This is a genomic window from Chryseobacterium sp. 'Rf worker isolate 10', from assembly GCF_050753305.1.
GTDB lineage: Bacteria > Bacteroidota > Bacteroidia > Flavobacteriales > Weeksellaceae > Chryseobacterium.
The window spans coordinates 828,919-844,634 of record NZ_JBOZOF010000002.1; the positions used below are offsets into that span (position 1 = coordinate 828,919).

Sequence of the window (15,716 nt, forward strand, 5' to 3'; positions counted from 1 at the left end):
ATGGATATTAATGATTTCATGCTTACCTGTCCCAGTAAGAAATTCCTGGGAGTAGAATGCCTTGGATGCGGTGCTCAGCGGGCCATTGTATTGGTGTTTGAAGGGAAATTTGCGGAAGCTTTTCAAATGTATCCTGCTGTGTATACCTTGTTGTTATTCTTTTTTACTTTAGGGCTGAGTTTTATTGATAAAAAAAGGAAATACGGCAATATTTTAATGATAATGATTATCATTAACCTTATTATTATGGTAATCGGGTATATGTATAAACATCATTAACCTAAGAGAAATAATACACTAAATATTTGATATTGAATAAAATACCTGAAATATGTTTTCCTTTGTATTCCTGTTTTTATAGGGTTGTTTAGGAAATTTTCAACAAAAAATAAAATAAATTAGTTTAAAATTCTAAAATTAATTTTTAATCCTGAATTTTTAAAATGTCGTAGAACTACTACAATTTCTGAAAGAGTGCCCTAAAAACTTTTTAAATCAGAACATGAACTCTATCTTTGTTATATAAATCCTATATCAGGGAACAGTAATAAATGATTAAAATGTAAGAATATGGCAGGAAATTCAAGAGGGATCTTAAAATTCAATGGAGGTGAAGGTCAGAAGTTATTAAAGCTTAACTATAGCGTATCAAGATCTACAGACGTTTCAGGACGTGTAGCATCTGATCCGTCAAACGCACTCATTAAAGTAACAATTGAAGCAACAGAAAAATCTGATGTTTTAGAAAGCTTACTAAACAGCAAATATAAACCTACAAACGGAGAAATTCAGTTTAATAAATCTCATGAAGAAGGAACACTGATTTCTTTGAAGTGGGAAAACGGCTATGTAATTCAGCATGAAGTAGACTTTGATGCAATAAACAGCAACAATATGCTGATCAGCTTCGTAGTAAGTGCAGAAAGCATTACGTATGGAAACTCATTCTATGACGGACTTTGGCCAATGAGCTAGGTCTTTCATGAACTAAAAATAAAAGACTGTCCCTAATAAGACGGTCTTTTTTTACCTAAGACTATATTCTACAGTATCTTTTGTTTTTATTTTTAAACTCCCGACCTGTTGAATAATCGTTTAGAAAACTAATCAAATCACTAAAAAATATGTCAAATACACCTGGAAACTCACAATCGACGTCTTTTCGTCCGACGCAGAATGCGGATGGTATTTCCGAAAACCATCATACAGGTATCAACCGTCTGGTAAAACTTTCCCTTGTCATAGAAGGGAAAATTATCAAGTACTATAAGCATTTCAAGCTTAAACAAAGTACCAGACGACATCACGAATTTACACTGACACTGGCACACGATACTCTGGGAGACAGACAGACCCATTCATTGGAAGAAGCCAATAAATTCCTTGGAAAAAGACTTACAGCCATTATTTCTTATAAAGATATAGACAACAGCCCGGAAAGAAACTTTGTGGGAGTGATTACCGGAGTAGGATTCAGCCAGGAACATATGAGCTTAGGAAATATTGTACTCACCGGATACAGCCCAACCATTCTTCTTGACGGGGCTCCGCATATCCAGAGTTTTGGAGGTACTCAATCTGTTAATGTAGGAATCATTGCAGAAGAAGTGATCAAGCAGGGAATTGATAAAAGCAGATTTGATGTAAGAGTAGATGCCAATAATTTCTCTCAGATTATCTATAGCAGCCAGTATGATGAAACCCATTATAACTATCTGGCAAGAATGGCTGAAGCCTATGGAGAACAGTTTTACTACGACGGTGAGGTCTTACATTTTGGAAAACTTCCCGCTCAGAACAAACCCATTACCCTTACTTACGGAAGCAGTGCCAATGATATCAAAGTTGAATTGAAAGCAGTACACACGAAGCCTCAATTCTACGGGTATAACAGCAATAAAAATGAAAAACTGACCTCTGGTTCCACCCCGATTAAACATGTGGGTGACCTGGCGAAAACAGCCTACAGCCATAACGAATCTATTTATAAAACCCCTGCATTACAGATGGCTCCCATCAAAGCCACTACCCACCTTGATGTGGAGTACTCTCAGAAAAGTGCTTCCGGAAGCGAAGCTGTCAATGTTTTTTCTGTTTCAGGAAATACAACCGTTCCTTTCCTGCATCCGGGTTGTGTAGCAGATGTGCAGATGCGTAAACAGGATTCTAATGAAACCTCTTATTTCACCAGAATCATGATTACAGAAGCCGAACATGAAATTGACACAATAGGTCATTATAACGGAAGCTTCGTAGGAATAGCCGCAGATACAGGATTTCTTCCAAAACCGGAATTCACTGTTCCAAAGGCTGAGCCGCAGACTGCAACGGTAATTTCTAATACAGATCCTGAAGGGCAGGGAAGAATACAGGTAAGATTTGACTGGCAGACGAATGATACCACTCATTTTATCCGTATGATGAGTCCTGATGCCGGAGGAACTGATCAGATTACCCAAAACCGTGGCTATGTAGCTATTCCAGAAGTGGGAGATCAGGTGATGGTTAATTTTGTACACAGTCATCCAGACAGACCTTTCGTAATGGGAGGAATGTTCCACGGAGGAATCGCTTTAGGTGGAGGTGTAAACAATCATCTGAAATCTATTCAAACCAGAAGTGGGATCAGAATTTTAATGAATGATGAAGAGGGAAGTGTAACCATCCTGGATCCAAGCGGAAATACCTATTTCATGGACGGACAGGGTAATATCAGCATGAAAGCCCCTAAAAACTTTACTTTAAATGCAGGTGACAATATCAATATCACTGCAGGAAAAGAAATTTCAATAGGAGCAGGAGCAAGTATTACCAGTACAGCGAACGATAATATTATTTCCATAGCAGGAAAAGATATGAAACTTACAGCTTCAGGAGACATTACTGAAACGTCTGATACCAGAACAGAAATGATAGAAAAAGAATTCAAAAGGCAATCTGAAACATCCAACGAGATAGCAGGTGAAATTTCCATGTTCAGCGAAATGGAAAACATGACCATGCAGAGCGGAAAGATTGTGGAATTCAACAGTGCTGAAAAATCAAAACTTTTCTGATATGGCCATTATAAAAACAGCAACCAATCTGCACATAACAGTCAAAGATTCCTATCATCTTAGCGTAGGAAAAAAGGTGGAGAAAATAGCAAAGAAAATCAATGTGGAAGCCCATAAAGAAAATCTGGTTTTAGCAAGTAACAAGAAGATTATGTCCCATGGTCATAAGTAAATACAAACTGCTGATTCTTTTTATATGGTGTTTTTCATTAACGAATTGTCAGAATAAAAAAATGGAAGAAAAATATAGTTGGCTGGGAACCGTTTCTGCCCCGCAGGAATACCCGATGGAAGTATATGAAGGAGCTATTGTTGCCGATGGTTTTACTTACAGTTTTGATGCAATCTGGGGAACACAGAATACAGGATGGGGTAAAGAAGGCGGTACCATGAACGTGACCACCGAAAGAATGGATGCTCCCCATGAGCTTGAATTCACATGGTATTCTCTGGTAGAAAAAAAATTCTATACCGGAAAATGGAATCTTGATAAACAAAAGATTAAAAACCTTTTTGATGAAGGATTTGTAGATCAGGACACAAAAAAGAAATCTACTTACAATTCTTTTGTTGTAGGACTAGCCCCGCAAGGAAGAGTTGTGCTTTGGATGAAAGGTACTGGAAACCAGAAAGAAATAGGCGCTTTTCAGGCTCATGACACCGTTATTACCAAAGAAAAAGCATACGATAACGCTCAGTATATGCTGAAAGAAGGCTTTGCAGACAGAATGCTGAAAGATCCGTCTTATAAGACATTCAAGCCGGAAGTTCGCGAGAAAATTGAAAAAGAAGGCTATCCTGCAGCAGATATTTACAACCTATACAGAGAAAAGTACAATTGGAAACCTTCCGTGATCCTTCCTGAAGGAGCAGAATGGATCGATTTCGGTTTTACCAATTATAACGGAGAGCAGGAAAACCTTTTTGATCAGAGCTTAAAAGAAAATACCTACAAGAGCAGAGCTGTACCAAGATTCTGCGGTTTTTACTGGAAAGATAAAAACAACAACAGATATGCGGTATGGATAGACTCTTTTGATGACAAAGAAATATTTGATCTTTTTCAGAAATTGGGAAAAGACAAAAATATTGATCTGACCATTTCAGTAAACGAAGACAATACCAAAATCTTAGTGTCTTTAGAATCTGAAAAAGAAAAACTGGTCGTTACCAAAGCAAAAATCAGAGTATCCCGAAAGATAGAATGATAGCATTCAATCAGTCAATTTAAAAACAAGAATTATGCACAACAATCAATTTGGAAGTTATACACCATCTGTATCCAAAGAGGAAGTACTGGATATTACCATTGGGATTTTTTTTGACGGAACCCTGAATAATAAAACCAATACAGACGAAAGAAAAAAAGGAACGGATGCCCATAAAAAACATGGCGGTAAATCTTCAGACAATACCAGTTACAACAATGACTGGAGTAATGTAGCCCGTATGTGGGATAATTATGATAAAAACTTCGGAATTTATATAGAAGGTATCGGTACACAGGATAAAGAAGGAGATGCTACGCTGGGATACGCTTTCGGAACTGGCGAAACCGGAATCAGATCTAAAGTCAGAAAAGGGTGTGAAGAAATTGTAAAAAAAGTAAAAACCATTAAAGCAGAAAAGAAAGCCGATAAAATTGCCGTGCTTACTTTTGATGTATTCGGATTTAGCCGTGGTGCCGCTGCGGCCCGTAATTTTGTATACGAAATTGGAAAAACAAAATATAAAGCCATTTCACGCACGGTTGCCAATGAAGCCGTTTCTGTTACTACCTATTCAGATGACGATGGAAAAGGGGTCGCTTCAGAAGAACTTCCAAAATGGGGACACCTAGGCCTTAAACTCGAAGAAGCAGGATTAAAAGTAGATGTTTTAAAAGTAAGATTCCTGGGAATTTACGATACCGTTTCTTCCTATTCAAAATACCTGTCACCAGTACCTAATTTCAGCAATGATGTAGAAGAACTGAGCCTTAATGATATCGGAAAAGCCCAGACTGTAGTTCACTTTACTGCAGAGGATGAACACAGGGAAAATTTTGACCTTACAAGAGTACATATCGGAACTGAAAAAACATTCCCCGGGGTACACTGTGATGTAGGTGGAGCTTACGAAAACGGACAGGAAACATGGGAAGAAGTTGAAACTTCATGGACTACCAGTACCAAATTAAAAGCATTAAAAACAGAGCTTGAAACCGAAGGATGGTATCATAAAGATCAGCTCACCATTACCCCCGGATTTTATTTATCATTGAGAGGAACACGTTATCTGTTGAAGACATTCAGTTACATTCCTTTGCATTTTATGGCAGAATATGGTGTAGATAAAAATCTTCCTATAACCATTAAGAAACTGACAGATGATAAATATTCCATTTTGGATGATCAGTTTTTAATAGGAATAAAAGACCGTCTCAGATCTTATGTAATGGGAGATGGCAAACCTTATTCCTTCAAACATTTTAAAGCGCTGCGTGATGCTTATGGAGGAAACGAAATCCCGGAAGACCGTTATGCTTCTTACCAGAAAGAAGTAAAAGAACAGGATGATTTAAGAAAGCTTCGTCATGAATATCTTCACTGGTCGGCAAGAAGAGAAGGTATTGGTATGGATCCGAGGCCGAACAGAACAAGGGTTATCCATTTTTAATAAAATAGTATACAAAGAAAGAAATTGAAGCAGGAATATTTTATGCAGAAATACAACATACATACCGTTCAGAAAGATGAAACTTTAAAAAGTATAGCCTCGCGGTACGGGCTGGATAAAGATGTATTAAAACTCTTCCATAATAACCATTGCGTTGTTAAGGATATGATCCTGATCAACCTTAACGGACAGAAAGAACTTTTTGTTCCCAGAACAGCTGTTGCAGATAAAGACAGTTTAGTAAAATTCGGAAAGGGAAACAGCCTTATCCTTCAGCCGGAAAATTCAGTGCGGAAATACAGTGTAGTCATTATCATTGAAAAAGGAAATGCCCAAAGCGAATTAAAATATGAAACATCCGTTCGCTGGCTTAAAACAGAAAAAGGACAACACTTTTTTGAAATAGACAGGACATCGGACCTTTATCTCAACGAAGAAGAAGTCAATGAAATTGCAGATCTGCTGGCGTACAGAACATCAAAGGTTTTATATCCTTTACAGATCAGTACAGATGAACATGGGAAATTTGATGCCATAGAAAATGCTGAGGTGTTTCCTAAAAGATGGCCTGCTGTAAAAGAAGAATTATATAAAGAATTTGAAGGTGAAACCGTGGACGAATACTGCGGAAAGATTGAAAAAGTAATCAGCGAACCTGAAGCTATCAGTCTTTATCTTAAAAATGACTACTTCATCCGTGCCTTGTTCTTTGGGATATACGAGAGCTTTGGAAAGGAATATAGAAGAGAAGTGACAACAACCTTTCCGGTAGTGGACAATGCCATTGAACCCAGATATAGACTGACACTGGAAACAGATCCGCTGAAAGGAGAAACAGGGCTGATCACCATAGAAGGATCCGGAACATTATATGAAGAAAGAGACATTGATGATTTGATAAGAAAATCACCTTTTTCATTGATTATAGAAGATAACCCTGTGATGAATGAAGAAGGAACTTTCAGAATAATAAGCTATTTGAAAGAAGAAACTTCACTTCCGGAATCTCTTTACCTCGAATGCAGTATCATGCTGCAGGAAGAGAAAAAGATTTCAGTATCAGTTTCAGGAATTGATGAAAAATAAAAAACCATTTCACTAAAGATAAAATTAATATGGCAGAAAAACATATTGTAGTACAGGGCGCCATGTGCAAATGCCAGTTCGGACAGGCTCCGGATAAGCTGAAAGTACTTACACATCAAAAAGAATATGCCAATGATAAAAGTGCTTCCAAAAAACTGATCGTTACCACGAAAGAAATAGGAGCAGCCACATTTGAAAAAAATACATTCGGAAACTGCACCAAAATGGGAGTTCCGCCGCCACCCTGCAAAATTATGGTTACAGAATGGCAGAAGTTCTATGATAAAGTACAGCTCAGCAATGGCGGATATATCATTGTAGAAGACAGCAAGGCAGTATGTGCCATTGCCGGAACACCCTGCATTGAAATTATAGACCACGGACAGAGAGCTGAAGCCAGCCAGCAGAATTTCAAAAATGCCGATAAAGATGTTCAGCAGCAGATCAATCCATTGGTAGATTCCGAAGAAATGTATAATGAGCAGCCTTCAGGAGGAGGGCAGGATAGTGCAATCTAAATGATAAGAAAATGGCAAAAGGCGTAAAAAAAATAAAAGTTGTAAGTGGACTGTATTACCCCAAAATGTCTGTACTAGGGCAAAGGGTAACAATAAAACCTGACCAGTGGGTGCAGTTTGGTATTGACGAATGGCTGCCGGGCACTACAGATGCAGACAAAAAGAAACCTCTTACCTGGATGAGGCAGAACAGCAGCAGGAAAATTATTATCAATCAGATGACGTCTGCAGGTGGCTATAAATTTTTAATAGATAAACAATATTGCGGAAGCTATCAGTTTTACATAGAAGTCAGTCTTTCAGGAGTAAGAGATACCAAAAGTAATACAGGATTATTTGTTAAAGGCTGGTGTGATCCCATTATTGTAAGCAGCAAATGGTCTACACAAAAGAACAGCAAAAGCATAAAAAACAATAAAAAGACCGAGTATATTTCCTATGGACATATTGTTCACCTTAACCTGATGACTGAAGGTCTGAATGGAAATGCACTCACCATTGAACTCTGGAATCAGCAGACGGCAAAAAAAGATAAACTTGTACATGTTTATAACAATGTAGAGGTGGTAGACGGTGAAGTAAATCTGAAAATAGAAAATACCTTTGCCTGGATGGCGTATGTGGACAACATTCAGAATGTAGAAGAATTTTATATTAAAGTAAAAGATATTGCATCAAAACAGTACATCAAAGATAGACTTGGTGATGATCTTCATGCCATCTATCTGAATGTAAAAAATAAAATAGTTACCACCAATACCAATGGAGCCCAGAATCAGACTCCAACCAAAGTATATAAGCCGGATGTAAACTCCGTAAGGCAGGAACCATGCAAGTTTGAAATCATCAAGATCACGGAAAATGAAACAAAGGATGGAAAAGCCAACAATACAATAGCTACCGTATTTAAAAACGGGGATGGCGTAAAGCAGATAAAATCTGCGGCATTACAGGAGCATATTCAAAGGACGATTTTTTTTAAATTTGATTCCACAGTTATAGATAAAGATGGAGTTGCAGTCCTGAATAACGTACTCAAATTCCTTCTCGAGCATAAAGACTCCACCATGAATCTCAGTGGGTATGCCTGCGTTATAGGAAAAGAAAATTACAACAGAGGACTTTCTCAAAGAAGAGCAGATGTTGTTAAAAAATTCTTTGCAGACGGAGGATTAGATCCAAGAAGAATCATCTCAGTAGGAAAAGGAGAAGTAGATCCTACCGATGATAAAATGGGAAGAGATAATATCAAATACAAAAATGAGAAAGACTACGAAAACAACCGTAGAGTAGACATCTCATTCGTATTCAATGCCCATGATGCCCAGACGATTAATTATGCAGTAGTGGCTCCTACTTCAGCCACTAAAAAAGAACTCATTATTGATGTTACAGGATTTGATACCAACAGCTGTTTCAGAGATACTAAAAACAAGCATAAAAAAGAAATTTATATCGTAGACGTAGGGCAGGCAATAGATAAAGGAGATACAAAGAAAAGTTTCCAGACTCCATCATTCCCTTACGAAGTCTATGCTCCGCTGAGCAGGTATAATTTTGGAGGAGGAGTTGGGTTTGATGCCCAATCAATGACTGTTATGCAATATATCTGGCCGGCATCTTCCAGCCCAAATCAGTTTCATATGCACGTACATACCTGCAGATATTACAGCAATGAGAAAAGAACTACGGTATTAATAAAAGCATATCCGGATATAAAGTGGAGATTCGCCTTTTTTATCAATCTGAGCAACAGCTTAAGTATAAAATGGCAGAAAATGACTCCCGACAAGCATAAAGAACTTCGAAGTAAAGCATTAAGCCTTGCCAATGAAGAGAAAGGAAAATACACAGATGTAGAGTTCGGAGTAGAACTTAAAGCCTCTTATGACAAACAAAAAGATGGAAGCTATTATTGTAAGCCGGAGCTTACTCTGAAATATAAAGATAAGATCAGTAAACTCTTCTCTATTATTTCTTCCGTTAAAAAAATGTCGCAGGGAATCACATCACAGACAAAAGGTGTGGTATCCAAAGGAGTAGGAAGAAAGCTGCCATTTGAAATAAAATTAAATGCTCCCGCATTATATTTTGGAGCAGAATGGGAAGCAGATGTGAATGAAGCCCATTCTGATATAGGAACCAAACTGATGCTCTTCATTGAAGCAAAGCCTTTGGTTGAACTGGCCATTGTTTTTGACCTTTTGGCTTTAATTGTTCAGGCAGGAGTTGCTGTAGCGACAGCCGGAACTGGAAATGCGCTTGCTCTTGAAATCTTCAATATGGTAAGAGAATGGGCCAGCAAAGGATATGAAACAGAACATGTGGTTATCAATTTTAAAATGTACATTGATCTTGAAGTAAAAGGAAAAGTAGACGGTGTTATCGATGGTTCATTCAGTACCGTGAAAGACGGAGCGGAAGTCAATTTTGATCTGAGCTCCAATATAACCGTTGAATTAAAATCCGGACTCGAGTTAAAAGGAATGTTTGTGGTTATCGGAACTACAAAAAAACCAGAACTGGAAGGACACGTAGAAGGAAAACTAACTGCAGGGGCAACAATGGGAATTACTTCAGGGCATAAATTAAAATATGATTCCACAGCCGGAATTTATTATATTCCGAGTTTAAGTATAGACCCGTGTGTGGGAACAGTAGTGGTTATGGTAAAAGCCGGATTTACCTATAAAAAAGTAAGCTCAGACTGGACTCCGGTAAATTATAACAGAACCCGTACATTTTTTGACGGATTTGATATCATGAAATATTTAGCAGAACTAGCAGGTTATGACAACAAAATGTTACTTTGGGAAAAAAAGAAAAATTAAAAATATGTTTATACTTTTAATCATATCTCTGTTTATATCATCATGCAGTACAGCAAAAGAAGATTTATCTACTATTCTTTTCCCTGTAAAAAAAGAAAAGATTGTAAGTGTTGCAGACTATACAGAGAAGAAATCCATATTAGATGAAAAGCTTACTGCCTATCAGGTAAAAGATATGAATACTTTTAGCTTGTACGGACAGACTTTTGCAAATGAAATTGGAAGCAGCTCTGAAGCCTATGCAGGAAAAAATTATCTTGAGTTTTTAGGAGATTCAAAAGAGATAAACGGCTATAAAATCCATCTGTATACCCAGAAGGAAAGCGAAAAACTGGAAAAACTCCTTCTTGATAAATTAGGAAAACCGGCTTTCGATAAAGGAAACGAAACAGAAAGGAATATCATCTGGGAAACCTCCGGAAAGCTATACATTCTCAATAGTGGAAATGCCGAAATACAAGGAGAAAAAACAAAAGAATCGGATCTGTTGTGTTTAAATACTAACTTTACCACACTGATCATTAATGCTACTCAGGCTACAAAATATTCTGAATACTTAAAATTCAGAATAAAAAATAATAAGAAGGTAGAAAATTACCCTTATAGTGTATATAGTAAGGAACAAAATTAAATAAAAAGTTGAATGAAAAAGATCGTTATATGCCAAATTGTTTTGAGCTTTGTTCTCATGAACTGTCAGGAAAAAGGAACAGGTAAATCTGTTTCCCAGACAGCCAATACCAACGTTATAAATAAAACAGCAAACAACACACAGGGAAAAATGGATTTTAAAGATCTGAAATTCGGAACCAATGGAGAAGAGGTACTCAAAGGAGTTGGATTAACTGCTAATGACAATGCTTCAGGCGATTTTAATACCTCGGTGGATTATGTTGAATTTCAATTTCCAAAAGATAAAAACCTGAACCTGTCGTTGTTTAATAACGCCCTGCAATCGGCTGCGGATGACGTTTCCGTTTTTTATTCAAAGAATGATAAGAAAGTTTGGTGTTACGAAATGGTACTTCAGAACAACCACAATACAGATGCCATTCTGAGTGCTATTGAAAAAAAAGCAGGTCATAAAGCAGACTTTTCAGATAAAAAAGTAAATACAAAAGAAAGACCTATTTTCCTTGATGAAAACGGAGAGTTCAAAACAGATCATATAGAAGAAACAGTGCAGGTTTGGGAAGATAAAGATGCCAAAACAACCTTCTTCACCATCCATACCGTTAATCTATCCAAGAAGCCCAATGAAAATACATTGAAGATCTTTGCTTTAGATAAAACCAGCCCGAAATATAAAGAATGGGTTTCTTACCGCAGTCTCGATATGTTTTACAATAAATAACCACAATAATGGCTAAAGAACCTTACTACACCATTGATTTTACTGCTGTTTATTGCAAATTCGAAGTTCTGGTGAATGATATTCCCGTTATCGCTCTGGAAACAGAAGGACAAATGTCTCCCAACGTCCCTGTTAATTTCGGAATAAGCAGTTCCGGTGAACAGAAAATTGAAATCAAGCTTCTGCCGGTTACAGGAGAACAGCATATAGATTCAAGAACAGTATTTCAATATACCATCAAATTATTTGATGTTTTCAATGACCAATTTGTTCACGAAAAAGATTGTGGTAATTTTCAGTTTTCAGAAAAAGAAACTGCAAAGAAACTGCCTTCACTAAGCCATAAATCATCTTTTCAGGCTGAAATTCCTTATGAAATGATGAGCTGGAAACAAAGCCGTGATCTGCTGTCCATTTCAAAAGATAATTCTTACCTTGGTACCAAACTGGATTCGGCATACAAAAAAATAAGCATTCTTATCGGCTCAAGGCAATATGAATCTTACTTTGAAATGATAAAGGACCGTGAAAAAAATATGGCTTTATCCATGTATTTAAGCGATGCAGATGCAAAAGCAAGACTGAACAGCTTATTAGAAGATTTTAATAATGGCTTTGCAATGATGCCACTGCCGGAAGACAGGATTTTGAAAATCTATGGCAATGGAAAACTGGCAACCTATAAAAAATTGAACGGAGAACCCGCATTTTTCCTTTATAAAGAACAAACCGGTGAAGAATTAATGCTGGAGCTGATGTTTCATATTCCACAAGGAAAAGAAGAATTTGAAGTCATTTAGAAAAGAAAGAAATACGGAAATAATATTCAGATATTTTTACCAGGTTTTAGAATAGATGGGAGTGAAAAAAGGAAGACCATACATTATATATAGCATTTTAGGAATAATAGGGGCGTGCTTTATTTATTTTATTCTGTGGGTTATTTTTAAAGATAAAATGCCGCTGCATAAATATGCTTTTGAAATTGCCAATAATTATGACAGCTATGCAGAAAAAGCAATTATTTTTCTTCCTTTACTTTTTTTTATCTTCGTCTTTATCATTGTAATGAAGCCTAATGCTGCCAAACGTTTTTTACGTCTTCAGTCATCACTTCCGACTTCGAAGATTCATTCGGTGGCAAAAGGACTGGCAGAAATTGAAGGAACATTGGTGATGAAAACCCCTTTATCCTCACCAGTAAAGAATGAAGTCTGCATCGGATATTATTATACCATTGAGGATATCGACAGAGATTCTGATGGCAAAGAAAGCTACAGAACGATTCATCGGGAAACCCAATGCAGTATTTTCCAGATTAAAGATGATACTGGCATGATAGAAGTAGAACCGGAAGGAATAGAGCTGGTTTTATTAGAAGAAACCAATATAAGCAGCCATAGCGGTAAAAGGTACAAAGAAACGCTTTTAAAAGATGGCCAGACGATGCTGTTAGTAGGCTATGCCGATTCCAAAAACGGAACACCCTTCATGAGAAAAGATGAACATTATAAAGTTCTTGGGATTACTTCGTCATCAGGCATCACGGTTTGGAACAAATACCAGCCATTGCTGAGATCATTTATGTTTACCTGCTCCATCATCCTTTTAATAATTATTTATATACTTACACAATAATGAATCAGACGGTCGCAATCATATTACTTATTCTGCTGGGAGTAGTTATCATCAGCTTTCTAATCAATCTTTACAACAAGCTGGTTATGCTTAAATTTAATGTTGATAAAGCCTATGGTAATATTGATGTAGTGCTGAAACAGCGTGTAGATGAGATCCCCAATCTTGTTACGGTTGCCAAACACTTTATGAACTATGAGGAAAAGCTCCTTGCCCGCCTTACAGAGCTCAGAACTTTTTATCATAACAGTACGGATGCCGATAAAAGAACCGAGATTGCCAATGAAACCTCAAAAGCACTTTCTTCATTCTTTGCCGTTTCAGAAAATTATCCCGAACTGAAGTCCAATAATAATTTTCTTGAACTGCAGAAAAGAATTTCCGATCTGGAGAACAAAATAGCAGACAGAAGAGAATTTTTTAATGACAGCGTTAACCTGTATAACATCGGAATTCATGAATTTCCCAATGTGATACTGGCGAAAATGTTAGGTTATAAAGACAAAACTTTACTGGAAATCACAAACGAAGAAAAACATTATGACGGGGTTCAGTTTTAGTACCTTTTTCGGATTAGAAGATAAAATAGCGGATTACCCGGAAGTAACCATTTTCGGAGCTATGTTTCTGCCGCTTTTGTTGTTTATTCCGGTTGCTGTGATAGGATGGATTTTCAGAAAGCTTAAATTCAGCATGTATATTGTTCATGTATTGATGTATACTTTGCTTTTTACATTTATAGTAGGGGCAATTACAATATTTATCCTTTTTTTTATTACCGATAAAAATGGAGTAAAACTAGCCTATTGCTGGCTTACAGTATTCGCGGGAATGTTTTTTTTCAGCCTGATCAATGCCAATACCATTACCAAAATGTTTACAGATTGGTCTAAAATGATCAAAGAAAAACAAAATCAGTAATTTTGGAAAAACATTTAACATGATGAAAAAAGTAAGAGTACTGGTATTAATTTTTGTAGTATTGATCAATATCTGTTGTGGAAGTAAATCATTTGACCTGTCATCGGTTTCTTTAGGTGATGATGCAAAGAAGTATGATTTTGAAAACAAAGATTTATTTCTGAAAGATGCAGCAAAAGAAGATATCACTCAGTATTATGCTGATGAAAACAAAGGGGTAAGCTATGGAAATATTCCATTAGACAATACAATGGGGACAAGGATTACAGTGTACAAAGGGAAAGTAGGAGCTGTCGATACCAATGCTGCCGAAAAATACTCTTTGGAATTTATAGAAAAAATAATGAAAAAACATGGGAACCCTACAGCTTCTATTACGGATAAAGCGACTGTCGATGCCCAACTTGTAAAACCTATTTTTGAAAAGCTAAAAAAACTTTCTCCGGAAAAACTTTCATGGAATCAAAATGAGAAAAATACCTTCACGTATCCTTCCTCTTTTTTTTGGGATGACGGGAAAAACTATTCCATACTAAGTATCTCTATAGAAGATGATGGAAGAATAAGAAATAAATACATTTCTGTTACGAAAGATGCCTATCGTAATAATGCTGTTTTTGGATTAAAATATCCAACACCTCAGGGATCTCCCTGGTATAAATATATGAATTAAAATACTGGCGGTAAGAATAGAACAAAATAAATAAAGAATCGTTTATCTATACTTGAATCATTTTTTCTGTTTTATTATTGATAACAGGATACTAACACTAGCATTATGAAAAAATTGAATTATGTATTAATACCAATGATCTGTTTGGCACTTGCCTCATGCGGCCATCAGAAAAATAAAGATACTGAATCTTTAATCGAAACGCAGGGTAGTACTCAGACAGAACCCTTTAATCTTGCCAAAATTGCTGTTGGAGAAAACATCAATGAAATTTTAAAATCTGCAGGAGCCACAGCAAAAGAAGCTGTACGTACCAATGAAGTTACTCTGATAGGAAATGAAAAACTGGCCTTTTCATCAAAAGAACTGTTACATTTCAACGGAATAGATCTGGAAGGAAAGAATAATAAAAATATTAATAAAGTAATCTTACACTTTGGAAAAGTAGATCATGAGATAGGTCCTCTTGCTAATGAAAAAGAAGATGAATTGGGTATGTATCAGCTTGATATTTATACAGAACAAGAAAAAACTGCACTTTTGGATAACCTGAACAAAACATTGCAGAAACCTAGTTTTGATACCATCCGTGAAGGTTTTGAATCAGAAGTTAAAGATAATGAGATCATCCAGACGCAAAATAAACTCAGACAGGAAGTGGCGATCTGGAGAAATAAAGATATGCTTTATTATTACTGCGAAACCAAAATAGATAACAGACCAGACGAATACCGCTGTAATCTTTTTGTATTCAGAAATAAAGAATGGAAAGATCTTCTCAAAGGATCAGGATATCCCGATCTGGATAAAATTCATTAAAACAAATAAATTAGAGCATTCGCTTAGTCAAATCAGTTTACTGATTCCTCTTCGCTTTCTAAAAATAAGGCAGAAAAAATAAAACCTTTGCGTTAAAAGAAATCCACTCCATCTGCAAGAGTTTCAAAAACAAAAATGCCAGTCTAAAAAGACTGGCATTTT

17 protein-coding genes are annotated in these 15,716 nt (G+C 36.5%); all 17 read left to right on the top strand.

The features are described 5' to 3' along the window. The 17 genes from LKL37_RS13760 (at nucleotide 1) to LKL37_RS13840 (ending at nucleotide 15,554) form a co-directional block, all read left to right on the top strand. A complete protein-coding gene (locus LKL37_RS13760; RefSeq protein ID WP_431611111.1) occupies nucleotides 1–279 on the top strand; it encodes a DUF2752 domain-containing protein in 279 nt (92 codons plus the stop codon). Nucleotides 280–570: 291 nt separating this feature from the next. Further along, a complete protein-coding gene (gene tssD / locus LKL37_RS13765; protein WP_105701769.1) occupies nucleotides 571–975 on the top strand; it encodes a type VI secretion system tube protein TssD in 405 nt (134 codons plus the stop codon). 149 nt (nucleotides 976–1,124) lie between these two features. Then, entirely contained in the window at nucleotides 1,125–3,056 is a 1,932-nt protein-coding gene (locus LKL37_RS13770) for a type VI secretion system Vgr family protein (protein ID WP_431611112.1), read from the top strand. A gap of 1 nt (nucleotide 3,057) precedes the next feature. Continuing rightward, entirely contained in the window at nucleotides 3,058–3,228 is a 171-nt protein-coding gene (locus tag LKL37_RS13775) for a hypothetical protein (RefSeq protein WP_431611113.1), read from the top strand. Nucleotides 3,229–3,289: 61 nt separating this feature from the next. After that, complete coding sequence (locus LKL37_RS13780; RefSeq protein WP_431611114.1) at nucleotides 3,290–4,264, top strand: DUF2931 family protein; 975 nt, start codon at nucleotides 3,290–3,292, stop codon at nucleotides 4,262–4,264. A gap of 34 nt (nucleotides 4,265–4,298) precedes the next feature. Then, a complete protein-coding gene (locus LKL37_RS13785; protein WP_431611115.1) occupies nucleotides 4,299–5,714 on the top strand; it encodes a T6SS phospholipase effector Tle1-like catalytic domain-containing protein in 1,416 nt (471 codons plus the stop codon). A gap of 42 nt (nucleotides 5,715–5,756) precedes the next feature. Then, nucleotides 5,757–6,800, top strand: a complete 1,044-nt coding sequence (locus LKL37_RS13790) for a hypothetical protein (RefSeq protein WP_431611116.1) — start codon at nucleotides 5,757–5,759, stop codon at nucleotides 6,798–6,800. A gap of 29 nt (nucleotides 6,801–6,829) precedes the next feature. After that, nucleotides 6,830–7,318, top strand: a complete 489-nt coding sequence (locus tag LKL37_RS13795; protein WP_149386713.1) for a DUF4280 domain-containing protein — start codon at nucleotides 6,830–6,832, stop codon at nucleotides 7,316–7,318. An 11-nt stretch (nucleotides 7,319–7,329) separates the two neighbouring features. Beyond that, nucleotides 7,330–10,149 carry an OmpA family protein gene (locus LKL37_RS13800; RefSeq protein WP_431611117.1) on the top strand — a complete coding sequence of 940 codons (2,820 nt, stop codon included), beginning with the start codon at nucleotides 7,330–7,332 and terminating at the stop codon, nucleotides 10,147–10,149. Nucleotides 10,150–10,153: 4 nt separating this feature from the next. Further along, on the top strand, nucleotides 10,154–10,780 hold the full coding sequence (locus LKL37_RS13805; protein ID WP_431611118.1) for a hypothetical protein: 627 nt from the start codon (nucleotides 10,154–10,156) through the stop codon (nucleotides 10,778–10,780). Between the two features lie 12 nt (nucleotides 10,781–10,792). Then, entirely contained in the window at nucleotides 10,793–11,503 is a 711-nt protein-coding gene (locus LKL37_RS13810; RefSeq protein ID WP_431611119.1) for a hypothetical protein, read from the top strand. A gap of 8 nt (nucleotides 11,504–11,511) precedes the next feature. Next, complete coding sequence (locus LKL37_RS13815; protein WP_431611120.1) at nucleotides 11,512–12,303, top strand: hypothetical protein; 792 nt, start codon at nucleotides 11,512–11,514, stop codon at nucleotides 12,301–12,303. Between the two features lie 157 nt (nucleotides 12,304–12,460). After that, complete coding sequence (locus tag LKL37_RS13820; RefSeq protein WP_431611121.1) at nucleotides 12,461–13,141, top strand: hypothetical protein; 681 nt, start codon at nucleotides 12,461–12,463, stop codon at nucleotides 13,139–13,141. Next, nucleotides 13,141–13,701, top strand: coding sequence for a LemA family protein (locus LKL37_RS13825; RefSeq protein WP_431611122.1), 561 nt, complete (start codon nucleotides 13,141–13,143; stop codon nucleotides 13,699–13,701). Before LKL37_RS13820 ends, LKL37_RS13825 begins: the two co-directional genes overlap by 1 nt. After that, nucleotides 13,682–14,062: a hypothetical protein gene (locus LKL37_RS13830; protein WP_431611123.1), complete on the top strand. Its 381-nt coding sequence runs from the start codon at nucleotides 13,682–13,684 to the stop codon at nucleotides 14,060–14,062. The genes LKL37_RS13825 and LKL37_RS13830 overlap by 20 nt, the downstream gene beginning before the upstream one ends. 19 nt (nucleotides 14,063–14,081) lie before the next feature. Further along, the gene (locus tag LKL37_RS13835) at nucleotides 14,082–14,735 is read left to right on the top strand and encodes a hypothetical protein (RefSeq protein WP_431611124.1); all 654 of its coding nucleotides are present in this window, start codon (nucleotides 14,082–14,084) and stop codon (nucleotides 14,733–14,735) included. 105 nt (nucleotides 14,736–14,840) lie between these two features. Continuing rightward, on the top strand, nucleotides 14,841–15,554 hold the full coding sequence (locus LKL37_RS13840; protein WP_431611125.1) for a hypothetical protein: 714 nt from the start codon (nucleotides 14,841–14,843) through the stop codon (nucleotides 15,552–15,554). Nucleotides 15,555–15,716 lie beyond the last annotated feature (162 nt).